Source organism: Streptomyces sp. NPDC085932, assembly GCF_044540525.1.
In the GTDB taxonomy this organism is placed as follows: domain Bacteria; phylum Actinomycetota; class Actinomycetes; order Streptomycetales; family Streptomycetaceae; genus Streptomyces; species Streptomyces levis.
Genome location: NZ_JBITSJ010000006.1, coordinates 265,846 through 291,681 on the forward strand (window position 1 = coordinate 265,846; position 25,836 = coordinate 291,681).

23 protein-coding genes are annotated in these 25,836 nt (G+C 72.7%); 17 read left to right on the forward strand and 6 right to left on the reverse strand.

What is annotated here, in order from left to right; all coding sequences use genetic code 11:
- The first annotated feature begins 34 nt into the window (after nt 1–34).
- From ACIGAQ_RS28485 to ACIGAQ_RS28505, 5 genes are all read left to right on the forward strand, one after another.
- The gene (locus ACIGAQ_RS28485) at nt 35–1,546 is read left to right on the forward strand and encodes an FAD-dependent monooxygenase (protein WP_399787657.1); all 1,512 of its coding nucleotides are present in this window, start codon (nt 35–37) and stop codon (nt 1,544–1,546) included.
- A gap of 610 nt (nt 1,547–2,156) precedes the next feature.
- Nucleotides 2,157–4,967, forward strand: a complete 2,811-nt coding sequence (locus tag ACIGAQ_RS28490) for an ATP-binding protein (RefSeq protein WP_399787660.1) — start codon at nt 2,157–2,159, stop codon at nt 4,965–4,967.
- A 142-nt stretch (nt 4,968–5,109) separates the two neighbouring features.
- Nucleotides 5,110–6,105, forward strand: a complete 996-nt coding sequence (locus ACIGAQ_RS28495; RefSeq protein WP_399787663.1) for an alpha/beta hydrolase — start codon at nt 5,110–5,112, stop codon at nt 6,103–6,105.
- 77 nt (nt 6,106–6,182) lie between these two features.
- Nucleotides 6,183–7,082 carry a helix-turn-helix domain-containing protein gene (locus ACIGAQ_RS28500; RefSeq protein ID WP_399787666.1) on the forward strand — a complete coding sequence of 300 codons (900 nt, stop codon included), beginning with the start codon at nt 6,183–6,185 and terminating at the stop codon, nt 7,080–7,082.
- A 272-nt stretch (nt 7,083–7,354) separates the two neighbouring features.
- The gene (locus ACIGAQ_RS28505) at nt 7,355–8,476 is read left to right on the forward strand and encodes an FAD-dependent oxidoreductase (RefSeq protein WP_399787669.1); all 1,122 of its coding nucleotides are present in this window, start codon (nt 7,355–7,357) and stop codon (nt 8,474–8,476) included.
- A gap of 38 nt (nt 8,477–8,514) precedes the next feature.
- On the opposite strand, the gene ACIGAQ_RS28510 is transcribed toward ACIGAQ_RS28505, so the two are convergent.
- Both ACIGAQ_RS28510 and ACIGAQ_RS28515 read right to left on the reverse strand, forming a co-directional pair.
- On the reverse strand, nt 8,515–8,937 hold the full coding sequence (locus ACIGAQ_RS28510; RefSeq protein ID WP_338785076.1) for a DUF350 domain-containing protein: 423 nt from the start codon (nt 8,935–8,937) through the stop codon (nt 8,515–8,517).
- A gap of 163 nt (nt 8,938–9,100) precedes the next feature.
- Nucleotides 9,101–10,252 (reverse strand): S1 family peptidase, encoded by a 1,152-nt coding sequence (locus ACIGAQ_RS28515; RefSeq protein ID WP_399787672.1) that lies wholly within the window; start codon nt 10,250–10,252, stop codon nt 9,101–9,103.
- 429 nt (nt 10,253–10,681) lie between these two features.
- Here ACIGAQ_RS28515 and ACIGAQ_RS28520 point away from each other — a divergent pair, with 429 nt between their 5' ends.
- The 9 genes from ACIGAQ_RS28520 (at nt 10,682) to ACIGAQ_RS28560 (ending at nt 17,211) form a co-directional block, all read left to right on the forward strand.
- Complete coding sequence (locus ACIGAQ_RS28520; protein WP_399787675.1) at nt 10,682–11,077, forward strand: hypothetical protein; 396 nt, start codon at nt 10,682–10,684, stop codon at nt 11,075–11,077.
- A 73-nt stretch (nt 11,078–11,150) separates the two neighbouring features.
- Nucleotides 11,151–12,524, forward strand: a complete 1,374-nt coding sequence (locus tag ACIGAQ_RS28525; protein ID WP_399787678.1) for an APC family permease — start codon at nt 11,151–11,153, stop codon at nt 12,522–12,524.
- An 88-nt stretch (nt 12,525–12,612) separates the two neighbouring features.
- On the forward strand, nt 12,613–13,026 hold the full coding sequence (locus ACIGAQ_RS28530) for a hypothetical protein (protein WP_362280269.1): 414 nt from the start codon (nt 12,613–12,615) through the stop codon (nt 13,024–13,026).
- Nucleotides 13,023–13,622 carry a cysteine dioxygenase gene (locus ACIGAQ_RS28535; RefSeq protein WP_399787681.1) on the forward strand — a complete coding sequence of 200 codons (600 nt, stop codon included), beginning with the start codon at nt 13,023–13,025 and terminating at the stop codon, nt 13,620–13,622. The genes ACIGAQ_RS28530 and ACIGAQ_RS28535 overlap by 4 nt, the downstream gene beginning before the upstream one ends.
- On the forward strand, nt 13,619–14,377 hold the full coding sequence (locus ACIGAQ_RS28540) for a phosphodiesterase (RefSeq protein ID WP_399787684.1): 759 nt from the start codon (nt 13,619–13,621) through the stop codon (nt 14,375–14,377). The genes ACIGAQ_RS28535 and ACIGAQ_RS28540 overlap by 4 nt, the downstream gene beginning before the upstream one ends.
- A 345-nt stretch (nt 14,378–14,722) precedes the next feature.
- On the forward strand, nt 14,723–15,016 hold the full coding sequence (locus ACIGAQ_RS28545) for a hypothetical protein (RefSeq protein WP_399787687.1): 294 nt from the start codon (nt 14,723–14,725) through the stop codon (nt 15,014–15,016).
- A gap of 194 nt (nt 15,017–15,210) precedes the next feature.
- Nucleotides 15,211–16,089 carry a hypothetical protein gene (locus ACIGAQ_RS28550; RefSeq protein ID WP_399787690.1) on the forward strand — a complete coding sequence of 293 codons (879 nt, stop codon included), beginning with the start codon at nt 15,211–15,213 and terminating at the stop codon, nt 16,087–16,089.
- 83 nt (nt 16,090–16,172) lie between these two features.
- Entirely contained in the window at nt 16,173–16,784 is a 612-nt protein-coding gene (locus ACIGAQ_RS28555) for a flavodoxin family protein (protein WP_311678501.1), read from the forward strand.
- A gap of 181 nt (nt 16,785–16,965) precedes the next feature.
- Nucleotides 16,966–17,211 (forward strand): DUF5133 domain-containing protein, encoded by a 246-nt coding sequence (locus ACIGAQ_RS28560; RefSeq protein WP_311678500.1) that lies wholly within the window; start codon nt 16,966–16,968, stop codon nt 17,209–17,211.
- Nucleotides 17,212–17,283: 72 nt separating this feature from the next.
- Here ACIGAQ_RS28560 and ACIGAQ_RS28565 read toward each other — a convergent pair whose 3' ends face one another.
- Entirely contained in the window at nt 17,284–17,898 is a 615-nt protein-coding gene (locus ACIGAQ_RS28565; RefSeq protein WP_362280290.1) for a TetR/AcrR family transcriptional regulator, read from the reverse strand.
- Between the two features lie 129 nt (nt 17,899–18,027).
- Between ACIGAQ_RS28565 and ACIGAQ_RS28570 the strand changes: the two genes are divergently transcribed.
- A complete protein-coding gene (locus tag ACIGAQ_RS28570; protein WP_399787695.1) occupies nt 18,028–18,969 on the forward strand; it encodes an oxidoreductase in 942 nt (313 codons plus the stop codon).
- Nucleotides 18,970–19,002: 33 nt separating this feature from the next.
- On the opposite strand, the gene ACIGAQ_RS28575 is transcribed toward ACIGAQ_RS28570, so the two are convergent.
- Together ACIGAQ_RS28575 and ACIGAQ_RS28580 are read right to left on the reverse strand one after the other, a co-directional pair.
- Nucleotides 19,003–19,587, reverse strand: coding sequence for a DUF305 domain-containing protein (locus ACIGAQ_RS28575; RefSeq protein WP_399787698.1), 585 nt, complete (start codon nt 19,585–19,587; stop codon nt 19,003–19,005).
- A gap of 55 nt (nt 19,588–19,642) precedes the next feature.
- Nucleotides 19,643–20,578, reverse strand: coding sequence for a DUF1996 domain-containing protein (locus ACIGAQ_RS28580; protein WP_399787701.1), 936 nt, complete (start codon nt 20,576–20,578; stop codon nt 19,643–19,645).
- 276 nt (nt 20,579–20,854) lie between these two features.
- Between ACIGAQ_RS28580 and ACIGAQ_RS28585 the strand changes: the two genes are divergently transcribed.
- Complete coding sequence (locus tag ACIGAQ_RS28585; RefSeq protein WP_399787704.1) at nt 20,855–21,856, forward strand: LacI family DNA-binding transcriptional regulator; 1,002 nt, start codon at nt 20,855–20,857, stop codon at nt 21,854–21,856.
- A gap of 153 nt (nt 21,857–22,009) precedes the next feature.
- Complete coding sequence (locus ACIGAQ_RS28590; protein ID WP_399787707.1) at nt 22,010–23,938, forward strand: lectin; 1,929 nt, start codon at nt 22,010–22,012, stop codon at nt 23,936–23,938.
- 77 nt (nt 23,939–24,015) lie between these two features.
- Here ACIGAQ_RS28590 and ACIGAQ_RS28595 read toward each other — a convergent pair whose 3' ends face one another.
- Complete coding sequence (locus ACIGAQ_RS28595) at nt 24,016–25,710, reverse strand: glycosyl hydrolase family 28-related protein (RefSeq protein ID WP_399787710.1); 1,695 nt, start codon at nt 25,708–25,710, stop codon at nt 24,016–24,018.
- Nucleotides 25,711–25,836 lie beyond the last annotated feature (126 nt).

Below are 25,836 nucleotides of genomic sequence, written 5' to 3' on the forward strand. Positions count from 1 at the left end.
GGTCGCTGACCAAGGATGAGGAGAGGGGAAGCCCATGGACCACCAGGTCGTCGTCGCCGGTGCGGGACCGGCCGGCCTCTGGCTGGCAGGTGAACTGCGCCGCGCCGGCATCGCCGTCGCCGTCGTCGAGGCCCGCACCGAACGCGACACGCGGTCCCGCGCCCTGACCGTGCACCCGCGCACGATCGAGACGTTCGCCTCCCGTGGCGTCCACGAGCCGTTCGTCCGGGAGGGCATACCGCTGCCCGGAGGGCATTTCGGAGCACTGGAGTCGCGGCTGGACTTCCGCCGTCTGCCGAGCCCGTTCCCGCACACACTGGCGCTGCCCCAGGAACGCACCGAGGCGCTGCTGGAGCAGCAGGCTCGCGACCTGGGCGCGGACATCCTGCGCGGACGGACGGTCACCGGCTTCACCGAAGGAGCCGGCCACGTCGCCGTGCACCTCACCGGCCCGCACGGACCCCGCACCCTCCGGGCGGCCTACCTGGTCGGATGCGACGGCACCCGCAGTACCGTCCGCACCGCGGCCGGCATCGATTTCCCCGGCACCCCTTCCACCGTGTTCGGCTGGCTCGCCGACGTCCGTCTCGACCGGCCCCCCGCCCCCGGCTACAGCCGTTTCGCCCCGGAGGGCGCCCTCATGGCCGTGCCCCTGCCCGGCGGCTTCCACCGCCTGGTCGGCATCGCCCCCCGCGACCTGACCTCCACCTGGCCCGGCGAGCCGACATGGGAGGAACTGCGCGAGAACGTCATCACCCTGGCCGGCACCGACTTCGGCATGCGCGACCCGCTCTGGCTCTCCCGCTACGGCAACGCCACCCGCCTGGCCACGCGGTACCGCCAGGGCCGCGTCCTCCTCGCCGGCGACGCGGCGCACCAGCACTTCCCCGCCGGCGGCGTCGGCATGAACGTCGGCATCCAGGACGCCGCCAACCTGGGCTGGAAGCTCGCCGCCACCCTCAACGGACGCGCCCCTGAAACCCTGTTGGACACCTACCACGCCGAACGCCACCCGGTAGGCGCCGACCTCACCGAGACCAGCCGCGCCCAGGTCGCCCTGATGACCGCCTTCACCCCGGAGGGCCTGAGCCTGCGCGGCCTGCTCGCCCGCCTGATCACCACGTCGCCCGACCTCAACGATCGCCTGGCCGCCCAGGTCAGCTCACTTGCCGTCCACTACCCGCCGGACGACCCTCACGCACATCCGCTCGTCGGGACCCGCGCCCCCGACCTCGCCCTGGGCGGTACCAGCCTGTTCGCCCTGCTGCGCGTCGACAGGCACCTGCTGCTGGACTTCACGCCCGGCGGACGCCTCGGCGCGCTCGCCCGCCCCGGACTGTACGCGCGCACCTGCACGCCGGACCGGTCGCCGAAGGACTGGGCCGGTGTGCGTGCCGCCCTCGTCCGCCCCGACGGCCACCTCGCGTGGGCCGGCACCCACGACGACGACACCGCCCTCGCGGACAGCCTCACCGCCGCCCTGAGCGTCACGCACCGAGCGGGGGCCGGTCCGCTCCGTTCCGCCACCCCGCCTCCGACGCCATGAGTCCTCGAAGGAGCCCTTCCCGGGCCGCGCCGTCGTGGTCGGCCTCGTCCGGAGAAGCCAGCGGCCGCGTCGGCTCCTCGTCCTGCACCGCCCTGCGCCCCGGCTCCGTCTCGTCCAGTTCCCAGTGATGCCGGCACTCCTCGCACCGGGGACCGTCCGCCGCCACGTCGAGCACCTCCCCGTTCGGGCAGTCCGTGCCGTCCCCGCGACCCGCGCACGCTTCCTCGGCGTCCCCCATGGATGCGACCGTGCGCCGCCCGGTCCCGTCGGGGGAGGGCGCCGACGGGGCGCACGGGCGCTCAACCCCCGTACGACGCCCCAGGACGCGTCAACAGCCTCACCATCGACGGCCGGCCGTTCCGGTCTGCGGCGTGCCTGAGGGGAGGAACCCGTGGCGACGCGAAACGAGCGCTTCATAGCACACGAGGGCCGCGGCCCATCAGCCGGTCCGTGTGATGCGCGGGCGGTGGGTTGTGACGATGATGGGGAGGTGGTTGAGAGAAGTGGCAAACGGGGGGAGGCGCCGGGTGCAGCGGCGCGTGGCACGGTGGACGTCGCGGACGTCCCGGCGGGAACGGACACGGAGCCGTCGGCCGGACCGGCGGGTCCCGTGACGGGACGCGGCAGCAGCACCCCGCCTCGGCCCGTTCCCGGCCCCGCGCTCCTGGGCCGGCAGGCCGAAATCGCCCACGTCCTCGACCTCGTCGACGCGCGAGGCACCGAGCAGCGGATCCTGCTTCTGCTCGGCGAAGCGGGCACGGGCAAGTCGCGGCTGCTGGCGGCCGCCGCCGATCACGCACGGGACAGCGGCGTGCTCGTCCTGGCGTCCCAGGGCATCGAGGCCGAGTCAAGGCACTCCTTCGCGTCCCTGCACCAGTTGCTGCTCCCCGTCCTCGGCGATACGGCCGCGCTCCCCGGCCACCTGCGCACGGCGCTGGAGACGGCGTTCGGCATCGCCGTCGACGAGGGCCCGCCCGACTCCATGCTGCTGCGCACGGCCGTGCTGACCCTGCTGGGCGGCGTCTCGGGCCGGCACCGCGTGCTGCTGACCCTCGACGACGTCCAGCACATGGACCGCGACTCCCTCGACGTGCTCGCTTTCGTGATGCGCCGCCTGACCGCGCACGACGTGACCGTCCTGATGACCGCACGCGGATGCACCGCTCCCGCCGGACTGCCGGCGGACCTGCCCGCCGTGCTGCTGGGGCCGCTGACCGAACAGGCCGCCGCCGAGCTGATGGACGCCCAGCCGCACGCGCCCACCGGCCGGATCCGCATCGAACTGCTGCGACAGGCCGGCGGGAACCCGCTGGCCATCATCGAACTGTGCCGCGCCGCCGGAACGGGCGGCGCGGGCGTGCTGCCCGGCGGCGGTCTGCCGCGCACCGAGCGCATCCAGGAGCTGTACGCCGCCCGGCTGCGCGCCCTGCCGGAGACGGCACAGCGGCTGATCCTGTACGCCGCGGCCTCGCAGGGCGAGGACCTCGCCACCGTCATGACGGCCGCCGGTGCCGGCTCCGCACTGTCGGCGTGGGCCCCGGCCGAGGAGATCGGCCTCGTGGCCGTCATGGACGGACAGGTGCACTTCCGGCACCCGTTGGTCCGCACGGGCGCCTATCACGCGGCACCGGCCCACGTACGGCAACAGGCGCACCGGGACCTGGCGGCCGCCCTCACCGCCGACCCGGCCCGCCGCGCCTGGCACCTGGCGGCGGCGTGCGTCGGCCAGGACGAGTCCGTGGCGACGGCCCTGGAGGACACCGCCGAACTCGCCGAGCGGCGCGGCGGCTTCTACGCCGCGGGCCAGGCACTGCAACGCGCCGCCGAGTGCAGTCCGGCGCCCGCCGACCGGGCGCGCCGGTACACCAAGGCCCTCCGGGCCGCCCAGAACGTCGGCGACCCCCTGTGGGTGTCCGAGCTGTACGACCAGATCACCGCCCTCACCGAGGACCGCGACCTGCTGGGCATGGCGGCCTGCGGCGCCGGCATGGGGCTGTCCCTGTTCGGGCACCAGCGCCAGGCGTTCCGGGTGGTGAGGAGGGCGCTGGAGCCCGATCCGCCCGCGAACGGCATGACCGTGGTCGCACTGACCAGCATCCTCGCGGCGATCGGCTACCAGTCGGGCCTGCCCGAGATCAGGGACCCGGTCACGGCCGCGCTGGAAGGCACGCGGACGGGCGACCACGAAACGCCCTACGCCGAGCTGGCGACCAGCGACAGCTCCGACGCGGTGCGGGCCGCCTCCCTGGCGGGCGCCGACCCCACCCGGGCCCCCGAGTTGTTGCGGCGCATCCGGCAGGAACCGGCCGTGCGCGAGCCGGCCGCCGACATCGCCGAGATGACACGGCTGCTGGGGCTGGGCGGAGTCGCCTGGTACGCCGACGAGTCCGACCTGTGCGTCGAGGCGCACCGGCAGGGATACGCCATGCTCAGCGCCTTCGGCGCCATGGGCTCGGCCGCGCCCTCCCTCGCGGCGGTGGGCGCGGCGCTGATCGACACCGGCCGGTGGGCGGAGGCCGACGAACACCTCGACAGGTCCGCCGCGTTGGCGGCCGTGCACAAGTGGGCGCACCTGCAGAGCGACGTCGAGGCCCTGCGGACGACGCTGCGGGCCCTGCGCGGTGAGAACGCCGGCAGTCCGGCCGACTCCGCCTGGACGGCCGTCGGCCTGGAGGAGAACCGCGCCACCCACGCCCGCCTTCTGCGCGCCGCGGGCACCGCCGCCGCGGCGGCCGGTGACTTCGACGGCGCCTTCCGGCACTTCCGGTCGCTCTACGCCGAGGACGGCACCCCGCTGCACTACTTCCTGTCCCCCCGCTCGATCGCGGACCTCGCCGCGGCCGCCCAGCGGACCGGCCGGGAGCGCGAGGCCGCGCCCGTCGTCACGGCCGTGCGCGCCGCCGTGGGGCCCCGGCCCACGACGCGCATGACCCTCCTGCTGCACCACGCCGCCGCGCTGACCGGTCCGCCCAAGGACACCGAGCACCACTTCCGGCTGGCCACGGTGAACCCCGTGGGCGACCAGTGGCCCCCGGCCCGGGCGCAGGCCAGGCTGCACTACGCGCAGTGGCTGCGCCGAAGACGACGCCCGCTGGACGCCCGCGCGCTCCTCGTCCCGGCGCTGGAGTCGTTCACCCGGCTCGGCGCGGCCGGCCTCGCGGACGAGGCTCGGGTGGAGCTGCGGGCCAGCGGCGTCACCACCGCCTCCGCCCCGGCCCGGGACCGGGCCGACCCGCTGGCCGAACTGACCGCGCAGCAGCGGGAGATCGTCCGGCTCGCGGCGCGAGGGCTGCGCAACCGGGAGATAGCCGAGCAGCTGTTGCTGTCTCCCCGCACGGTCAGCTCCCACCTCTACAACGTGTATCCGAAGCTGGGCGTCAGCAGCCGCAACCAGCTCCGCGCCCTGTTCGAGGACCTGTGAGACCGCCACGGGGAGCAGTAGGGTGGCGGCACTTCCGCGGCGCGACCTCGCACGCCGCGGCCTCGCACGACGATGCGGCGCACGCCGTGGCCCCTCGGCGTGAGGCCATGGAGCGACCACCCGTGACCGCGCAGGGAGCCGTGTGAACCCCGAACCCCCCGCGGACGACGGCGGGCACGAGCCCCCCGCCGTCGTCCTCGACCCGCTCGTCCAGCGGCTCGTCGACGCCTCGGCCGCGCCGCCGTACCTGCACCAGCTCGGCCCGTCCGACGGGCGCCAGGCACTGCTGGAGATGCAGGGCCTGGCTCTCGACGACTTCGCCGTGGACGCCGAGTTCGCCGTGGCGCCCGTGGGCCCCTCCGGTCTCGTCGGGTTCTGGCTGTTCCGGCCGGCGCGGACCGCCGGGCCCCTGCCCGTGGTCGTGTACCTGCACGGCGGCCGGTGGATGCTCGGCGACGCCCGCACCCACGCCCCGATGATCCGTGAGCTCGCCACCCTCAGCGGCGCCGTGTTCGTGGTGCCCGAGTACACCCGCACACCGGAAGCCCGCTACCCGGTCGCGCTGGAGGAGTCGTACGCGGTGCTGACCTGGCTGACCGGGCAGGCGGGCGAACTGGACCTGGACGTCCGCAGACTGGCGGTGGCCGGGGACTGCGCCGGGGCGACCCTCGCCACGGCGCTCACCATGCTGGCCAAACAGCGCGGCGGCCCGCGCATCCGCGCGCAGCTGCTCTACTACCCGCTGACCGACCCCGACTGTGACAGCGCGTCGGCGGAGCAGTTCGAGTTCGGCTACCTCCTGACCCGGCCGGCCGTCGAGTGGTACTGGCGGCAGTACACCGACGACGAACGCGAGCTGGCCGAGCCGACGGCCGCGCCGCTGCGGGCCACCCCCGAGGACCTCGCCGGGCTGCCGCCCGCCCTCGTCGTGTCGGCGGAGGCGGACGTCGTACGGGACGAGGGCGAGCAGTACGCCCGCCTGCTGTACGAGGCGGGCGTACCGGTGACCGCCGTGCGCTACCTGGGCACCGTGCACGACTTCGTGTCCCTGGCCCCCTTGCGCAACAGCCCGCCCACGCAGGCCGCGCTCCGGCAGGGCGGGCACTTCCTCGCGGACGCTCTGGCCGGCCGGTCCTGAGCCGGGCTTCCGCGCCCGGGACGAGGGGAGGGAGCCGCCCGCCCTCGCGCCGCGGAAAAGGGACCGTCAACTTACTGATGCCCGCCGAGGAAGCGCTTGCCAGGCTGGGGGCGTCCCACCGTCCGTGCCGCTGTGGAGAAGCCCTGATGAACCTGCCGACCCTGCCGTACGGGGGCATCTCGATCGTCCCCGCCGTACCGGACGAGGGGCACGAGGAGTTCCTCCACCTGGGAATGATCGTCCGGACGTCGGCGGTCACCACCCGGGAGGGCGACAAGGTCGTCCTGGAGCCGAAGGACCTCGTCTTCTGTGATCCGGCCCCGCGTGACGTCCCGCAGTTCGACGACGACTGCCGGATGACGGTCTTCCGCATAGCCCGCCGTCACCTCGGAGTGCCGTCGTCGGACCTGGACCGGGTCCTGGGGGCGACGGTGCCGGGCCGCGGACACCCGGGCGCGCTGGTGTCGGACTTCCTCTCCGCGCTCGCCGCCGAGGCGCGGTCCCCGAGGGCGCTGATCGGCGACCGGCTCACCCGCAGCGCCCTGGATCTCGTCGCCGTCCTCGTCATGGAACTCCTGGAGGCGGAGAGCGCACAGGAGGTGTCCCGCGCGGAACGGGCCGGCCACGAGATGCTGTCCCGGATCCGGGCCTACATCGACCGGCGGCTGACGGAGCCGGACCTGTCGCCGGGATCGATCGCGCGCGCCCACCACATCTCGGTCCGCTATCTGCACAAGCTCTTCCAGAACGACGGCACGACGGTGGGCCGGTGGGTGCGGCAGCGCAGGCTGGACTCGTGCAGGCGCGAACTGAGCCGGGACCGGAGCCGCGGCGTCACCGTGGCGGCGGTCGCGAACCACTGGGGATTCAGCAGCCCGGCCCACTTCAGCCGCACCTTCCGGCAGGCCTACGGCATGACCCCCAGCCAATGGCAGGCCCTGGCGACCTCGCGCGCGGGGTCACCCGTCGTCCACTGAGCCCTTGAGCGATCCGGCCCAGAGCGGCACGCGCAGCCACGGGAGCCCCGTCCGGTCCGTCCGCTCCTGCTGACGCCGTACCCCGGCTCCACCGGGCCCCGGTCCCCTCGGACCGGGGGCCGGTGGCCGTCGTTGTCGGCGCTCTGTCGGGGGCTGTCGGCACTCCGGCGGGACCTGTCGGACGGATGTCGGTTGCTTGTCGGCAGGTGCTGACACCTTCGGGGACACGACGGCCGGACCTCACCGGACGGCCCCAGCCCCGAGGAGCCACCATGCACACCCACGTCACGATCATCGGTGCCGGACTCGGCGGACTCACCCTCGCCCGCGTCCTGCACCTCCACCACATCCCGGTCACGGTCTACGAGGCCGAGTCCTCTCCCTCGGCCCGCGCGCAGGGCGGACTGCTCGACATCCACGAACACAGCGGGCAGCTCGCGCTCAAGGCGGCCGGACTGACGGACGAGTTCCGCGCGATCGTCCTGGAGGGCCGCCAGGCGCTCCGCGTGCTCGACCGGGACGGGACCGTCCTGCTCGACCAGGCCGACGACGGCACCGGCGGACGCCCCGAAGTGCAGCGCGGCGACCTCCGACGGGTCCTGCTCGACTCACTCCCGGCCGGGACCGTGCGATGGGGGCACAAGGTCACCGGCATCCGCGCCCTCGGCGAAGGACGCCACGAGATGACGTTCGCCGACGGCGGCACGGTCGTCACCGGCCTGCTCGTCGGCGCGGACGGTGCCTGGTCCCGGGTCCGGCCGCTGCTGTCCGCCGCCACACCCGGGTACATCGGCAAGTCGGTCGTCGAGACCTGCCTCTTCGACGCCGACTCCCGGCACCGGGCCGCCGCCCGAGCGGTCGGCGGCGGCATGCTGATCGTCCCGTCGCCGGGCAGGGAGATCTTCGCCCACCGGGAGAAGGACGACACGCTGCACGCCTACGTGGGACTGGCCGAGCCGCGGGAGTGGTTCTCCGCGATCGACTTCTCCGACACCGCCACGGCCACCGCACGCATCGCCCGGGAGTTCGACGGCTGGGCGCCGGAACTCACCGCGCTGATCACCCAAAGCGATGTGGCACCGGTTCTGAGGTCCCTCCACGCACTGCCCGCCGGACACCGCTGGGACCGCGTACCGGGAGTCACCCTGCTCGGCGACGCCGCCCACCTCGCGGCTCCCAACGGCGAGGGCGCCAACCTGGCGATGTTCGACGGCGCCGAACTCGGCCAGGCCCTGGCCGCGTACCCGGACGACACCGAGACGGCGCTCACCGAGTACGAACAGGCCATGTTCCGCCGCGGCGCGGAGACCGTCGCGGACGACATGCCGCGATTCGACTCCCCCGACAACACGGCCCACGGCCTGGCCGGTTGGCTCAGGGAGCAAGGCGAGTAGGCCGTCGGGGCTCCGACGGCCCTGCACGCGAACCGCCTTCAGGCGATGGACGCCGAGACGATGGCGGAGACGGCGAGGTTGCAGGAGGCGGTGACCCACACCGCGGGGTGGGGTTCCGTCTCGACCAGCGTCGCGCCCAGACGGCCCGGCGTGATCAGGTCCACCACCAGGAACGCCACGGCCATCATCACCAGACCGAGCAGGCCGAACGCCGCGGTCGAGACCAGCCCCTTGCCGAAGTCCTCGTACGTCGTCCAGATGGACGTGAACACGATGCCCCCGATGCCGAGCAGCGCGGAGCTGAGCACCATCGCGGCGTTGCGGTTGCGCTGTTCCCAGATCTGTCGGCCGAGCTTTCCGGGCGTCAGTACGTCGACCAGGACGATGCCGAGGACGAGCAGGACCAGACCCAGGCCGCCGTAAGCGGTGGCCCGTCCGAGTCCGTTGACGATGTCGCTCATGGGATTGCCGACTCCGTGGTGTGAGGGATCGTGAGTGATCGCGGTCAAGGAGAGGCAAAGGTAGCGCACGTGTTCGGCCTGCTGGGCGGCGCCCGGACGGAAGGGGAGCGGACCCCGTCGGCTCAGGCGTGGACGAGGTCCGCTCGGTGGTGTTGCCGCGTGGTCAGGCGGTGTGCAGCCTCAGCCCGTAGCGGTTGAGGATCTCGTTGACGGGCTGGTGCCAGGTCTGGCCCCCGGTGCTGCAGTTGCCCCAGCCGCCGGAGGTGACGCCCTGCGCCTGGTCGCCGCTGATGAAGGAGCCGCCGGAGTCACCGGGTTCGGCGCAGACGCTCGTCTTGGTCATCTGGTGGACGGCGCCCTGGCTGTAGTTCACCGTCTCGTTCTTCGCCAGCACGGTGCCGCAGTGCCAGCGCGTGGTGGAGCCGGAGCGGCAGACGGAGGCACCGACGGGGGCCTCGGCCGAGCCGCGCACGAGCTGGTCCGGGACGGTGCCCCAGCCGAGCACGACCGGTACGGTCCACCAGCCGCTGCCGACGTTCACCCAGGCGTAGTCGTTGTCCGGGAAGGACGAGCCCTGGAAGTTGCCGACGTAGGACCGGTCCCAGCCGTAGACGGCCGAACCGGGCGAGCCGCAGTGCCCGGCGGTGACGAAGCCGCCGTGCACGGAGAAGCCTATGGAGCAGCGGACGTTGCCCGTGTAGTAGGGGTCGCCGCCCACGGTGCCGGCGGCGAACGTGCGCGGTGCGGCCGGGGTCTGCCGCACCGTCACCGGTCCGGCCTCACGGGCTCGGGCGAGGAAGGCCCGGACATCGTTGTCGTCCCGCTGCGCGGCGACGACGTTCACGACGACGGTGTTGGCTTTCGCGTCCACGTGCCAGCTGCCGACGCCGTCGGGCGCGGAGAGCGAGTCGAGGCGCTTCTTCGCCGCGTCCAGCTGCGCCGCGCTGTGGCGCACGACGCGCACGCTCGCGCCGGTCGCGCGCACGGCCTCGGCGCGTGCGGCGCTCGTGACGGCGACGGTGAGCCGGCCGCGCTCGGCGTCGAACCAGGAGCCGGCGTACGCCGACCCGGCGGCGCCGCGTGCCTTGGGCTCGACGGCAGTCGCGGTCTTCTCCGCGGCCAGGCGGGTCTCCGCCTGGTCCCGGGTGAGCCCCAGGTCGCGCTGCATCGCCGCCAGGAGTTCGGGGGAGGCCGGTGCCTGCGGCGAGGCGGCGGGAGCGTCGGCGGCGGAGGCCGGCAGGGCGCCGGCGGTCGCCCAGGTGCCGAGCAGGAGGGCGGCGGACAGTCCGGTGCGCAGGAGTGTGATGCGTCTCAAGGGAATGACCCTTCGTTGTTCCAGCAGGGTGGGGGAGGAACAGCAGTGCTTGAGAGCGCTCTCGGGCGGTGCGCGGCAGAGCCTAGCTCGTGATCATGGAAGGGTCTATACCGGCCGTGAAGGTCACGGCTCTCCCGCCGGAACCGGCCACACAGGCACGTCGCTTCTGTCCATGCGGTGTCACTGTCTCCCCGTGCGCCGCACGGGCCGTCGGCGTTCCGGACATTCGAGGGAGGAGCGGGGACGCCGTGGCCGCTGGACGTTCGAGAGCACGGACGACGCGGCTGGGGCACGGACGACGCGACTCCACGGGGGACCGGGGAGAGGCGGCGGCGGAATCGGCCATACCGGACCTGGCCCCGGGCGACCGTCGCGGCCTGCCCGGAAGGGCACTACTGGCACCGCCGTTCCCCCGGAAGCATCGCGGCCATGCATACCTCCAGAAGAGTCGCCGCCCTGGGCATGGCCTCGGCCGCCCTGGCCGCCGCCGCGATCGCCACCGCGCCCGGCGCCGCCGCGGACAGCTACAACGGCTGCGGCTACCCCCGTGTCTGCTTCTATCCGACCGTCACCCAGTGGAACAACGGCGCGCCCACGGCCGCCTACCAGGACGTCACCAGCAGCTACCAGAACCTCGGGCCGAACAGCCGAGGCGCCGACTACGTCCACAACACGCGCAACGACGACCGGGTCTACCTCCGCTACACCTACAACCCGACGGGCCAGACAGGGGCCCTGTGCGTCAACCCCAACACGACCGCGATCTTCAACTCGAACTTCACGGTGACCGGGATCATGATCCAGACCGCGTCCAGCTGTCCGTGAGCCCGGAGCTCCGCCGAGTGGGCCGGGGCGATGGCCGAGCGTGCATCCTCCGGTACGGGGGACACGAGGCGGTATGGCGAGAAACAGCGGAAACAGAGCGGTGGCGGAGGCCGGGGCGGGGCGAGGGGCACCGGAGGGGACGGCGCTCAAGCGTGCGCTGACGACCCCGCTGCTGTACTTCTTCATTTTGGGAGACGTACTCGGCGCCGGGGTGTACGTCCTGGTCGGGCAGGTCGCGGCCGACGCCGGCGGAGCGGTGTGGGTGCCGCTGATCGTCGCGCTGCTGCTGGCGCTGCTGACCGCGGCCTCCTACGCCGAGCTGGCGACGAAGTATCCGCGGGCGGGCGGGGCCAGCCACTACGCGACACGCGCCTTCGGTCCCTTCGCCGGCTTCGTCGCGGGCTTCTGCATGCTGGCCGCGGGCATCGTCTCCGTCGCCGCGCTCGCCCGCGGCTTCGGAGGCGACTACCTGTCGGCCTTCGTGACCCTGCCCGTGGGGCTCGTGGCCGTGCTGTTCCTGGCCCTGCTCGCCCTGGTCAACGCGCGAGGCATCAAGGAGTCGACCCGCGCCAACGTCGTCGCCACCGTCGTCGAGGTGGGCGGACTGGCCGTCATCGTCGTCCTCGGCGCATGGCTGCTGCTGCGCGGCGACGGCGACGCAGGGCGCCTCACGCAACTGGGCACGCCGGAGAAGGGCGCGGCCGCGGCCGTGCTGAGCGGCTCCGTCCTGGCGTACTACTCCTTCGTCGGGTTCGAGACCTCGGTGAACGTCGCCGAGGAGACCCGCGACCCGCGGCGCTCCTACCCACGCGCCCTGTTCGGCGCCCTCGCCACCGCCGGGGCCGTGTACGTGCTGGTGGGCCTGGCCGCCTCCGCCGCTGTCCCGACCGAGCGGCTGGCCGGATCGAGCGGACCCCTGCTGGAGGTCGTCGAGGCGGCGGGCGGCGTACCGCCCCGGCTGTTCAGCGCCATCGCGCTCGTCGCCGTGGCCAACGGCGCCCTGCTCACCGGCATCATGTCCTCCCGCCTGGCCTACGGCATGGCGAAGGACGGGCTGCTGCCCGCCGCGCTGACCAAGGTGCTGCCGGGCCGCCGTACGCCGTGGGCCGCGATCGCGGTCACCACGCTGCTGGCGATGTTCCTCGCACTCACCGGCAGCGTCGCGACCCTGGCGTCCACCCTGGTCCTGCTTCTGCTGGTCGTCTTCCTCATGGTCAACACGGCGGTGCTGGTACTGCGCCGGGACCAGGGCGAGACCGACCACTTCCGGGCCCCGACCGCCCTGCCGGTGCTGGGCATCGCCTCGTGCGTCGTGCTCGCCACACAGATCGAGGCCCAGGTGTGGCTGCGCGGACTGGCGATCGTGGCGGCGGGCATGGTGCTGGGCGCCCTCACCGCGACACGGCGAACCAGGCGGACGGGCCAGGCCGGGCGGGACGACGGCTGAGGGCCACCGCAGCCGCGGCGACGGCGATGCCGACGGGATGGAGACGGCGGTCGAGGGTACTCGGGCGACTCCATGAAGGGAGGTGCCCGTGGGCAGGAACTCTCCTCCCGTGCCCGCGGCCACGACGGCCGTCGCGCACGGTGCGTTCAATCTCGTGGGCGGGCTGTGGCCGCTGCTGCACCTGCGCAGCTTCGAATGGGTCTTCGGGCCGAAGGCCGACGACTGGTTGCAGAAGACGACGGGCGGCCTCCTGGCGGGTGCCGGCCTGATGCAGCTGGCCGCCGTCGCGGACCCCGAGGGCCCGAAACACGCCCGCCGCACCGGTCTGGTCACCGCTGCCACACTGCTGGCCGTCGACCTGGTCTACGTTCCCAAGGGACGGCTCCGGCCGACCTACCTCCTGGACGCCGCGATGGAGGCGGGGTGGATCGCGGTCTGGCTGCGTCGCGCCCCCGCCCCCTCCGCCGGCGGCGGCCCGAGGTTCGGAAGGCGCGGCCGATGAGCGCGCCGCTGCCCTTCGTCCCGCCCGAGCGGACGCTCACCGGTGGGGAGCTTCAGGAGCTCGCCGCGGCCGTTGCCGGTGCGGAGGGGCTGTGGACCGATCTGCTGGAACACCGCACCGACGGCCGCGGCTACGCCGAGCTCTTCCTCGACGAGCATCTGGGCGTCTGGGTCCTGGAGTGGATGGCGGACGACCACGACACCGGCTACCACGACCACGACCGCTCGGCCGGCGCCGTGCACGTGGCGCGCGGAGCGATCCGGCACGAGCATCTGCGGCTCGGGGAACGGCCGGTGGGGACCCGGGTGCCGGCGGGCGAGGGTTTCCGCTTCGACGAGACGTTCATCCACCGCATGCGCCGCGAGCCGGATGCAGGCCCCACGGTCACCATCCACGCCTACTCGCCGCCGCTGGAGCGGACCGGCCAGTACGGCGAGGCGGAGGACGGGTTGCTGCACCGCGTGCCCACGAGTTCCGAGGAGCACCTTTCCCCCAAGGGCCGCCAGGGCACTCCCAGCACCTTCTCTGACGGTGATGCCGAGGCCGAGGTAGGGGTTGAAGCAGACGAGCGCGAGAGCGGGGGGCCGGGATCGTGACCACGCCCGACGTGTCCGGCGACACCGTCCGTACGGCCGCCACGCAGCCGTCGCCTCCCTCCCGGCCGGTCGCGCTGGTCGAGGCAGGCTTCCGTGCACTGGCCCGGCTGCGCCGGGCTCCGGCCCTGCACCCGCAGGGGCTGACCTGCGGCGGGGAACTGGAGGTGGTGGACGACGGCGGCGGATCGTGGGACGTGCCGTGGCTGGACACGCCCCGCCGGCTCGACGCCACGGTCCGCCTCTCGCGTGCCGGCGGTCTGCCCCGGCGGCTGCCCGACGGGCTGGGCCTGGCCGTGCGGGTACCGGACGTCGACGGCCCGGACCGCACCCTCGACCTGCTCATGACCAGCAGTGGCCGCGGCCGGGCCGGTCGGCACGTTCCGCTTCCCCGCGCCGACGCGCTGCGCGGCCCGTACTCCAGCCTGCTGCCGTACCGGGTGGCCGGCCGGTCCTGTCTGCTGGCGGCGTTTCCTCGCCGGACCCGGCAGGCGCCGGTACCCGGTGACCCGCGGAGCATGGCCGCCGCGCTGGCCGACGGGCCGCTCGTCTACGACCTGTGCGCCGAGACCGGCGAGCGGGCCTGGCGGCGGTTCGGGGTTCTGACGGTGACGACCGTCCTGCCGGTCGGGCAGGAGGACACCCTGGACTTCGACATCTATCACCACAGCGTGCGTGCGTTCGTCCCGGGCACTGCCCTGGCCGCGACCCGCCGCGCCGCCTACCGCGGTTCCCGGTCGGGCCGGGACGGTGCGTGATCCCACTTCGTGGAGCGACGGAGCCGCCCGGCAGGGCGGACGGCGCCACGATGACACCGGCCGTTCCGGCGAGTGGCCCGTGCGCGGCCTGAGCACGCCGAGCTCCGACTGGCCTCCCGTCTGGTTCGTCCGTCCCCGCTGGACACGGCACCGTCGCAGCGCTCCGCAAGGGTCGCGCCGCGTTCCGCCAGGACATCGAGCTGGAGGGCGAGGGGAAGGCTAGGGGCTGACCGTCACCGGCGGCTTCGACTTCCCGCTCAACCACCCCGAGCACCTCCTGGAGCAGGTCGCCGCGATGCGTGAGGTGTCCCGGGAGGGCGAGGAGAACGTCCGGGGGTGCGGGCCGTGCGCCATCGTGGCATCCTCGACCACCGCACCTTCACCCTGCGCATGGTGCCGGACGTGCGCACGAAGACGGACCAGGGCCGTGACGCCCTGGGCAGCGATCTCCCGGTCTTCGCCGACGCCTGGATCGACAGCAGGGGGTGGCCGGTGCAGACGCACGCAGGTGAAGTGTCCGGTACGCGCTCGACGCTGACCATGGGCCTGTCGGACATCCGTGAGCCGGTCCGTGTGACGGTTCCGCGAGCGGCGGACACGGTGCCCGTCACCGAGGTCGGCGGCATCCTGAACGGCTGAGCCCCCGACGCCCGGCCGCCTCCCCGACGCCCGGCCGCCTCCCCGACGCCCGGCCGCCTCCCCGACGCCCGGCCGCCTCCCTGGTCCGATCCCGTCGTCGCGGTTGACCCGAGGGTTGTTATGACCGCTGTCATGATGGATGCTGCCTCGTGGTGTTCGCCGCAGCGGAGCAGGACGAGCCGGGAGGGCCGGAGATGAGCGACAGCGTCGCACGGGTGATGTGGGAGAGGTTCGAACCGGTCCACCAACTGGTGTATTTCAGCGCCGAGGTGCGCGAGGCCCTCGACGGTCTGGGGCTGCGGGGCTACTGGATGGGCTACTTCGCCCAACGTGCGGCGCCCCTCGGCCCGGCCCCCGCCTCCGTCGTCGCCGGCTGCTTCTACGTCTTCCACCCCGACCGGGTGGCGAGGGCGCTGCCGGACGCCTGGGCTCTCGCTTCCCCGCAGCAGGTGATCGAGGCGCGCGAGCGGGCCGTGGACGCCGCGATGACCGGCCTCTTCGGTGCCGACGTCATCGCCTCGGCCGAACTGGCCGAGGCCGCCGACCTCGCCTGGGAGGCCGCCCAGGCCGCGGACACCGCCGGCCGGGTGCTCGGCGCGGCCAACCAGGCCCTGCCGCGCCCGGCCCAGCCCCACGTCAGGCTGTGGCAGGCCCTGACCACCTTGCGGGAGCACCGCGGCGACGGGCATGTCGCCGTGCTGGTGGGCCGCCGTCTGGGGCCGGTCGAGGCGCTGGTCCTCAAGAGCGCGACGGGGGAGACCGACGCGGAGTTCCAGCGGCACATCCGTCAGTGGGACGTCGGGCAATGGCGTGCGGCGCGGGCGGAGTTGCGCGGGCGCGGCTGGGTCGACGAGGAGGGGCGCCTCACCGGAGCCGGAGCGGCCGCGCACGAGGCGATGGAGGCGGACACGGACGCCGCGGCGGCCGTGCCGTGGCGGACGCTGGGCGCCGACGGCACCACCCGTCTCGCCCGCCTGCTCGAACCGCTCGCCCGGCGGGTCCTGGACTCCGGAATCGTCCCGGCCGGCAACCCGGTCGGCCTGACGCAGAGCACGTGGGGTTCCACCGGCTGACCGGGTCGCCGCAATAGGGCGCCAGGATCGTCTGAGCGGGTGCACGTCACGGCGGTCGGAGCACAGCGGGGTAGGCCTTTCCCATGAAGGCATTGGTGATCAACTGCACCCTCAAGAAGTCCCCTGAGCCGTCCAACACCGCGGCCCTCGCCCAGGTGGTCGGTGAGTGGCTGGCGGAGCACGGCGGTGTGGAGGTGGAGCACCTGCGCGCCGTCGATCTCGACGTGCACCCGGGCGTCGTCAGCGAAGCGGTGGCCGAGGGCGACGACTGGCCCGCCGTCCACGCCAGGCTGTTGCAGGCGCAGATCCTGATCATCGCGTCTCCGACCTGGCTGGGCCGGCCGTCGTCCGTGGCCCAGCGCGTGCTGGAACGGATGGACGCGATGCTCTCCGAGACGGACGACGACGGGCGTCCCGTCGCCTACAACCGCGTCGCGGGCGTCGTCGTCACCGGGAACGAGGACGGCGCGCACCACGTGATCAGTGAGATCAACGGCGCCCTGTGCGACATCGGCTACACGATCCCGGGACAGTCGTGGACGTACTGGCACCTCGGTCCCGGCCCCGGGCCGGACTACCTCGACGATCAGCGGGGACACGACTGGGCCCACAGGACCGGCCGGGCCATGGCGGCGAACTTGTACGGCACGGCCCGTGCCCTGGCCGCCCACCCCTTGGGCGCCCCGCCGCAGTGACCTCGGTGAGGGGCGAAGGACACGGCGCGGCTTGTCCGGCATGAACGGCCGGATGCGGGTTACAAGAAAGTGGCTCGGGGTGCCCGGGGGCAGCCGAGGTGTCACATGACCGCAGTGCAGCCAGGTCCTCGTTGTGCGCTCAGTCGCCGGGGGGAAGGGCTCTGAGGGGAGAGGCGTCACCATGATCGTTCCGGCTGAAGGGCAGCTGCGGGCCGCGCTGTCCCGATTCGCTTCTGCTCGCATCGAGCACGATGTGCGTCCCACCGGCCGCACCAGCCGGGCGCTGGAAGACGCCACGTACACGCTCTGTGTGATGACCGGATCCCGTACGGCGGAGCAGGCACTGGCGGCAGCCGACGCACTGCTGGAGCAGTACCGGGCCGACCGGGCGGGCGCCTCGGCGAAGGACAAGACGCTGGCCGCCTAGCGGGCGGGTCAGGGGCGGCGCGTCCACACGTTCCCGAGCGGTGGACCGCGCGGCCGTCCTCGCGACAGCGGCTCAGGCCGGCCTCGGGCGGGCGTGCCGGCCGGCGATCGCGCGTGCCGCCCGCGCGGCCTGGTCGGCGACGGACCGCGGGGTGCTCCAAGGGGCGGGGAGCATGCCCCGCTGCTGGAACAGGGCCAGTCCGTGGGCCGCTGCGGCGATTTGGACCAGCAGGTCGAAGGCGTCGTCGGGATCGTCGGCGACGAGCCTGGTGACCGGCATCAGATCGTCGTGGAGGGCGGTCCCCGCCGCGGCCAGCTCGGGGTGGCGCTCGGTGTCGAGCCCGGCGAGGAAGGTGATGTCGAAGAGCGCGCGCTCTTCGGCCGCGAAGCGCACGTAGGCGGTGGCGAACGCGGCCAGCTGCTCCACCGGGTCGGTGCTGGAGGAGAGAGCGGCACGGTAGCGGCGCCGCTGCTCCTGGTAGCCCTTCAGGGCCAGTGACGCGAGCAGCGCGTCGCGGTCGGCGAAGTGCTTGTACGGCGCGGACACGCTCACCCCGGCTCGCCGGCACGCCTCGGCGAGGGTGAAGCCGTGCGGACCCCGCTCCCGGACCAGGGCGAGTGCGGCCTGTTCCAGCGCGTTGCGCAGATCTCCGTGATGGGTGCCGGTGGGGCGTCGTTTGACTGTCACACCTCCAAGGTTAACACTATTAACCAGATGGTGAATGAGATTAACCAGCGAGCGGTCCGGTCCGACCGCAACGCAGCTCACACCTCAGGCCCCGGCCCCCCGGCCCTCCTCTGAACACACGGAGCACCCATGACCCAGTCGACGACCACGCGCTGGACGGCCCAGGACATCCCCGACCAGCAAGGCCGCACCGCCCTCGTCACCGGCGCCAACACGGGCATCGGCTTCGAGACCGCCAAAGCACTCGCAAGCCGCGGTGCGACCGTCGTCCTCGCCGTACGCGACGCGGACAGGGGCAAGCGCGCCGCCGAGGAGATCGGGGCCGCCGTCCCGGGGGCGGACCTGCACGTGCAGCGCCTCGACCTGTCCTCACTGGCCTCCGTCCGCAGCGCCGCGGAGGACGTGCGCAACACCTGGAGCCGCATCGACCTGCTGATCAACAACGCGGGCGTGATGTACACCCCGTACAGCAGGACCCCGGACGGGTTCGAGCTCCAGTTCGCCACCAATCACCTGGGGCACTTCGCCCTGACCGGGCTCCTGCTCGACCTCGTCCCCGCGACGGCCGACTCCCGCATCGTCACCGTCAGCAGCGCCGGCCACCGGATGGGCGGCCCGATGGACCTCGACGACCTCGACTGGAGCAGACGCCCGTACAACCGGACCGCTGCCTACGGGCACTCCAAGCTCGCCAACCTGATGTTCACCTACGAACTCCAGCGCAGACTTCCCGCAGCCGGTCCTCTCGCCCTCGCCGCCCATCCCGGCGGTGCCGACACCGGCGGGTCCAAGAGCGCCATGGCGCACTCGTCCGCGCTCACCCGGGCGGCGTTCGCCATGATCCGCCCGCTGCTCCTGCAATCGCCCGCCATGGGAGCCCTGCCCGTCCTGCGGGCGGCCACCGACCCCGCCGCCCAGGGCGGGCAGTACTACGGCCCTCGCGGATTCCAGCAGAGCAAGGGGTACCCCACCGTCGTCAGGTCGAGCGCCGCGTCGTACGACCTCGCCACACAGCGGCGTCTCTGGGCCCTCTCCGAGGAGCTGACCGGGGTCACGTTCCCCGGCAACTGACACACCGGCCGGCCCGAGTGGAGCGTCGTCACCTCAGGCGGGGGGCAGTTGCCGGCGGGCCTTTGCTGCGGACGTGTCCGTGGCGAGGGCGACCTCCTTCACGTCGGCGCCGGCGTCGGTCTTCCGCACGGCGGCCGCCAGTTGCCGCGACTGGTCGAGGTGTTCGATCAGCGCGGACCGCAGCAGGCGGTCGAAGCGCGGCCCCCGGGCGTGCTGCAAAGCCCGCATCTCCTGGGCGTCGACCATGCCGGGCATGTCATGCCCTTCATGCGGGTTGTCGTCGGGTATGCCCTTGCCGGCCAGCAGGGTGCGCAGGACGGCCAGTCGGGCGCGGTGCCGTGCCGCGGTCTCTGCCGCCCAGTCCTTCATGCGTGCACTGCCGCTCCGCTGGGGTGCCAGCTCCAGGATCCGTCGGGCCTGGTCGTCCATCGCGATCGTCAGCTGGATCCAGCCGACCTCCGTGGCGTTCGGTGTGCCGGGTGAGGCCGCGCCGACCGGGCGGCGCGGCTCGGCCGGGTGGGCGGAAGGAGGCGAGGTGGCGCACCCCGACACGGCCAGCGCGCAGAGCAGAGCAGCGACGGCGATCTTCCTCGTACCGCCGCGCGAGGGGTCGGTCATCGCTGCTCCTCGGTTCGCTCGCCGTGCCGGGGTGGTCGGTGGGTCATCGGCCGGATCAGGAAGGGTTGCCGTCCGCGCCGCACTTGACGATGGCGTTGATGCAGGTGGTGACCCGGCGGGCGAGTTCGTTCTCGGGCCAGGCGTTGAAGAAGTCACCGTGCATCGTGTAGCCGGGCCCGGAAGCCAGTCGCAGCCCCTGGGTGCTCCCCGAGACGGGGTAGCGCAGGACCTGGCGGAGTTTCGGCACCGGCACCGGATGGCTGGCCGGGCAGGCGCCGTTGACCGGGTAGGACATGTGGCTCTTGTGGTCCGCGGAGTCCAGGTTCCTGCCGTCCCAGCACTGCGGGAAGTCCAGGTAGGACTCCAGCATCGATCCGGCCGGGCAGGTCACGAAGTCCTTGGAGGGGTTGACCTCCCCATGGTGCAGGCAGGACCAACGGGCGATCGACGTCGGGTCGTTGACGCCGGTCGACTTGGCGTTGCCGGCCACGATGCGCAGGCCCTGCGGGAACGGGCGGATGCGCTGGATGACGTCGTCGCGCACCCCCTCGCCCAGGTAGTAGAAGGTCGTGCCGGTGGGTTCCACGGGCTGGCCGTCGCGGTAGAGCGTGGGCACCCAGTACGAGGACGTGTCCACTGCCGGAGCGCAGGTCGAGGACGAGCCGAGCAGGTCGGTGACGTCGGTGTGCGCGTTGGTCACCCGGCTGCCGAAGAAGCTGTGCATGTGGGAGGCCCCGGGCAGGCCGGGGAAGACGATCGGATCGTCGGGGAGCCGGTGGCTGTAGGGGCACTCGGCGAGGAACTCCGCCACGCGGATCACCTGAGCGGCTTGCGGCGCGGCGTCGAACTCGGTGGAGCTCGCATCCGTCCGGGGCGCACCGGCGCCGCTGTACAGCGTGGCGAGTAACAGGGCCAGTGCCGCCAGCGCGGTCGGCCAGGCACGTCGCCTGCGCTGACGGCCCGTGGGCGGACGGGGGGAAGGGGTCGGCACAGCACTCCTCCTGGGGAAGTGGTGGGGGCTGTCTCCCGGAATCGGTTCCGGAACCGGTTCCGGGCTTGGCGAGAGTGAACGGCACTGTCATGTCGGCGTCAATACTTCTCGTAGTGATCGGTACATACCGAAGCCCGGACCCCTTCAACGGTTGACGCCGGGACCCTGTGGCGCCCTCGCGCCGAGGGTGGCGCGCGTCGGGCTGAGCGCAGGGCCCCATTCGTCCACGCCGCATAGGGTGTTGCCGTCGGAACCGGCCGCCGGGGAAGGGATGCCATGCGGGTCACCATCGCGGACGTGGCTCGGATCGCGGGCGTGAGCAAGACGACCGTCTCGCGCGTCCTCAACACCCGCGGCGAGGTGGACCACGCCACGCGCGCCCATGTCCGTGAGGTCATCGAGCGGCTGGGCTACGTGCCCAGCTCGGGCGCGGTGGGCCTGGCCCGCGGGAGCAGCCGTACGGTCGGCATGCTCGTGCCCTCGCTGACCTGGCCCTGGATGGGGGAGGTGCTGCAGGGAGTCGTCGACACCGTGGAGGAGGCCGGGTTCGGGCTGCTGCTCTTCACCTGCAATCGAGGCACCGACTCGGTCGCACGGTTCACCAGCCAGGTCTCCGCCCGCGCCTTCGACGGTCTGGTCGCCGTGGAGCCCGAGGACACCCTCGCCATGCTGGCGGCGCTGCACCGCAAGGGACTTCCCGTCGTGCTGATCGACGATCGCGGCCGGCATCCCGAATTCCCGCACGTCACCGCGGCGAATCGCGAGGGAGGCGCCGCGGCCGCGCGTCATCTGCTGTCCCTGGAGCGGCACCGGCCGCTCGTCGTCGCGGGGCCGCTGCGCTTCGGTTGTGTCCGTGACCGACTCGACGGCTTCGGCGGTGTGTACGCCGAAGACGGCCACCCGCTGGATCCCGCGCTCGTGGTCGAGAGCGACTTCACCGAGGCCGGCGGCGGAGCGGCCGTGCGCCGGCTGCTCGGCGAAGGCCGCACGTTCGACGCCGTCTTCGCCCACAACGACCTGGCTGCCATCGGCGCGCTGGCCGCCCTGCGCGCGGCCGGTCTGCGCGTACCGGAGGACGTGGCCGTGATCGGCTTCGACGACATCCCGATGGCCGGCCTGACGCACCCTGCCCTCACGACGGTCCATCAGCCCATGCGGAAGATGGGGGAGACGGCCGCGCGGATGCTCCTCGCGCAGCTGACGGGGGAGGGGTTGTCCGGTTCGTCCGTCGCGCTGCCCACCTCGGTCGTCGTCCGTCAGTCCACGGTCGGCTTCTGACCCGTTCTTTGGTGCGTTTTATTGACGGGTTCATGTCGCGTCAGTTTAATCAGGCCTTAAGTTAAGGCACTTGGGCGAAGTCGATCGCTGGACTCGTCCCTCGCCCGCGCCTTCAAGGCGTGAAGGTGAGCACCCCCCACAGAGAGGTCCGTCATGACCCGGCTCCTCAGACTCCCGCTCCTGCGCGGAACACCCCCGGCCCGGCGACGGCCCGGCGCCGCCACAGCCGTCCTGCTCCTGGCGCTGGCACTGATCACCGGCCCCGGCCTGACCTCACCGGCTGCGGCGGCGGGGGAGCGCGTCGACGTCTGGCTCACCACGACGTCGGACTCGGCGGGCCGCAACGTCACCCGCGGACTCGCGCAGCAGACCCCCGTGACCTTCGGCTCCTCGGGCGGCAGCGCCGACCAGACGATCAACGTCAACGAGTCCACCACCTACCAGCAGTTCGAAGGCGGTGGCGCCTCCATCACGGACACCACCGCCCACCTGCTGCGCGGTGGCGCGATCAGCGCCTCGACCCGCGACACCGTGATGCGCCGCCTGTTCTCCCCCACGGACGGCATCGGCCTCTCCTTTGTCCGCAACCCCATCGGAGCCTCGGACCTGTCCCGGCCCGGCCACGTCTCCCTCGACGACACGTGCTGCGACCTCAACGACTTCGGCGCCAACGGCTACGACACCAACGTCCGTCTGCTGACCGTCCAGGCCAAGCAGCTCAACCCCGCGCTGCGCGTCAAGGGCGTGCCGTGGAGCGCGCCGGGCTGGATGAAGGACAACGGCCGCATGGACCAGATGGGCTGGCTGAAGTGGGAGTACTACCCCATGTACGCCCAGTACCTGGTGAAGTACATCCAGAGCTACCAGGCGGCCGGTGTCGACATCGACTACCTCTCGGTGCAGAACGAGCCGAACTGCTGCCAGGCGAGCAACCCCACCGCCATGAACTACCCGGGCATGAGCTGGAACGCCTCCGGGCTGATCGAGTTCACGAAGAACCACGTGTACCCGGCCTTCCGCGCGGCCGGCATCGACACCAAGGTCCTCGTGCACGACTGGAACTACGGGGACTACCCCACCATCGGGGCCCCCATCCTGGCCGACGCCGGCGTGCGCAACGACCCCCTCTTCGGCGGGATCGCCTGGCACGGCTACGCCGGGGACCCGGCCGTGGGCAGCCAGGTGCACGACCAGTACCCGAACGTACGGCAGTTCAGCACCGAGCACTCCGGCGGCACCTGGATCGGCAACCAGCACAACGAGGACCTGGCGGACATCGTCAACTACGCCCGCAACTGGAGCGGCAGCCTGGTCAAGTGGAGCCTGGCCCTGAACCAGAACATGGGCCCGCACAACGGCGGTTGCGGCACCTGCACCGGTCTGATCACCGTCCAGGAGGGCGGCCCGCGCGCCGGGCAGGTGGACTACACCGTCGAGTACTACACCACCGGCCACCTGACCAAGTTCGTCAGGCCCGGCGCGTACCGCATCGCCTCCACCGCCTCCACCACCGTGCCCAACGTCGCCTGGCGCAACCCGGACGGCTCCAAGGCCCTGATCGCCCACAACGGCAGCGCCTCGGCCCGCTCCGTCCGCGTCGACTGGGGCGGCCAGTCGTTCCACTACACGCTGCCCGCCCGCACGACCGCCACGTTCACCTGGTCCGGTACGCCGTCGGGCAACCCGGGCGGCGGCACGGGCAGCCTGGTCGGCCTGGCCGGGAAGTGCCTGGACGTCGCCGGCGGCAGTACCGCCGACGGCACGGCGGTGCAGCTGTACGGGTGCAACGGCTCGACGGCCCAGCGCTGGACGGTCGGCACGGACGGGACGGTCCGCGCCCTCGGCAAGTGCCTCGACGTCAATGGGGGCTCGACGGCCGACGGGGCCAGGGTGCAGCTCTACACCTGCAACGGCACCTCGGCGCAGCAGTGGTCGTACAACTCCGCCACCCACGACGTCGTCAACTCGGGAGCGGACAAGTGCCTGGACATCACGGGCAACAACTCCGCTGACGGCACACCCGCCCAGATCTGGACGTGCACCGGCGGGGCGAACCAGAAGTGGACGCTGAACACAGCCTGATGCCAGGGGCCGGGCCCTTCCGGGCCCGGCCCTCCCACCCGCCTTCACGCATCCGCGGGCCGATCAGGGCACGGTGCTCACCGGCGAGGGCGCAGGTCGCGCTGAGCCTCGTACAGGTTGCGCGGACGCACCACGTCGGTCGTGCCGTACAGCTCCAGACGACTGCGCAGGTCACCGGCGAAGTCGGGCACATCGACCTGGTCGAACTCCCGGACCTCGTTGATGCCGACGGTCGCGGAGAACGGGGCCAGGCCGTCGATCTTCATCAGACCCGCGCGCCCGTTGGTGACGCGGATGTTCCAGTGGGTGAACCGGGCGCCGAAGAGGGGACCGGCGCTGGCGTCCCCGCCGTGGCGGCCGTTGTTGTGCACCGTGATGTCGGTGCGGACGTTGGCGAAGGGCATGCCGCGGTGGCTGTCGAACGTCCCCATCCGCATGTCCCCGCGCGACCAGACGTTGTAGGAGGACAGACCCTCGACGTTGATGCCGTGCAGTTGGGTCCCGGCGGGAGCAGGTGCGGTGCGGTCCTCGACGGTGAAGTCCTCGATGAGGTTGTCGTGCGAGCCCTCGCGGCAGAAGTACGGGTGGTGGGCGCCCCGCCCCGTGACACGGGTGCGGCGCAGGGTGCAGGCGGACGCGGCGACCAGACCGAAGCCGTTGTCGGTGTGCCGGACCGTCACATCGTCCACCCAGCAGTCGTAGGCGCACTGCAGCACGACGCCGTTGTACCCCAGGTCGAGCAGATGGGGCCGCTGCGGGGTCTCCACCACCTCCAGGGTCAGCCCCTCGACACCCGCGCCCGTCAACTCCGGGACGTGCGTGGTCAGCCGCGGTTCCCACTCGGGGCGCACGTCGAGCGGGAGGGGACGCTCCAGGGTCACGCGCCGCCCCCTGACCCGGGTGACCCGAACGGGCCACTCGTAGGGGACGTACGACAGCAGCTTGCTCTTGTCGCTCCACGTGTAGGCATCGGGGCCGGGACCGTCGCCCGCCATGTGCTTCAGCAGGGTGTGCCCGGGGTCGTCGGAGAGGCGGAGCAGCACCAGCGCGCCGGGGCGCAGAGCGGCCGGGTCGGCCACCGTCACCGTCCAGTCGCCCCTGCGCGCGGGTTCCACGGCGGTGAGCGCGCGCCACTCGTCCCGGCGGTTCCCGGTCCAGCCCTCGAACGGCCACGCCTGCGCCCTGATCGCGGAAGTCAGGGAAGCGAAGCGGGCCTCGGGGGCCAGCCAGATGAGCCCGCCCGCCCAGGACCAGGAGGACTTGTCGCCGCCGTAGCGGGAGCCGTACGGGCCGATGAGTTCGGTGAGGTTCTTCGTGGCGTGGAGCGTCGTGCGCCCGCTGCCGGCGCCACGCAGGACGACGTGGGAATGGCCGAGGCGGATCAGGTCGTCGATGCGGAAGGTGCCGGGCGGGATGACGACCGTGCCGCCACCGGCCCGTCCGGCGGCGGCGATGGCGCGGTTGATGGCCGGGGCGCAGTCCGTGCGGCCGTCCGCGACGGCGCCGAAGTCGCGGACGTCGGCGACGACCGGGCGGCGGGGCAGCCGCGGCGATCCGCCGCCGAAGCCCGCCCGTCCGACGAACGGGATCTGCGGGTGCCGGTACGGATCGCGCGTGAACTCGTGCCACAGCTCGGGTACATGCCCGGGTGCGCCGGGAGCGGCGGACGCGGGCCCGCCTCCCGCGACGGTGCCGGCGACCACGGCCGTGGCACTGCCGAGCAACGCACGTCTGCTGATTCCGGGGGTGTTGCCGGACTCGGTGCCTTCCATCTCGCGAACCTCCCGATCACACACAGGACGCCTTCGAGCAGGGAGCCTGACACAGAGACGGAGCCCAGTACACCCACGTGCACAATGTTCATGTACATGATCTGGTGCGGTGTGCGAGCTCCTCGG